The organism is Deinococcus alpinitundrae (assembly GCF_009982895.1).
In the GTDB taxonomy this organism is placed as follows: domain Bacteria; phylum Deinococcota; class Deinococci; order Deinococcales; family Deinococcaceae; genus Deinococcus; species Deinococcus alpinitundrae.
The window spans coordinates 1-270 of sequence record NZ_WXZL01000257.1 but is presented as its reverse complement, the minus strand read 5'-3'; the positions used below and the strand labels follow the sequence as shown (position 1 = coordinate 270).

Annotated in this window: 1 protein-coding gene; it reads right to left on the bottom strand. The window is 45.9% G+C overall.

Annotated features, from left to right (window positions below):
• A partial coding sequence (locus GUI70_RS25705) for a GRP family sugar transporter (RefSeq protein ID WP_237725149.1) occupies positions 1-270 on the bottom strand: 270 nt, incomplete at both ends.

Sequence of the window (270 nt, the reverse complement as noted above, 5' to 3'; positions counted from 1 at the left end):
CAAAGAAAAAGCCCGAAATGATTTGTTTATAAGAAATTGCTTCAGTTAAGGCCGATTTTTCGCCCTTCATCGAAAGGAAGACGGCGTAAACAACGCCCACAATTACCATTCCAATCGCCTGTGGTAAGAAAGCGTGCATCCCGTCAACTGGAGTTGCTTGAGGAGCCGCCGAATATACCCAGTATCCGATTTCCCCGACTGCTAACCAACCCACTGCTTGGGTGATTAACTTGGAATTTTCCTTTGTTTTGTGTTCCGACCAAACCGTCA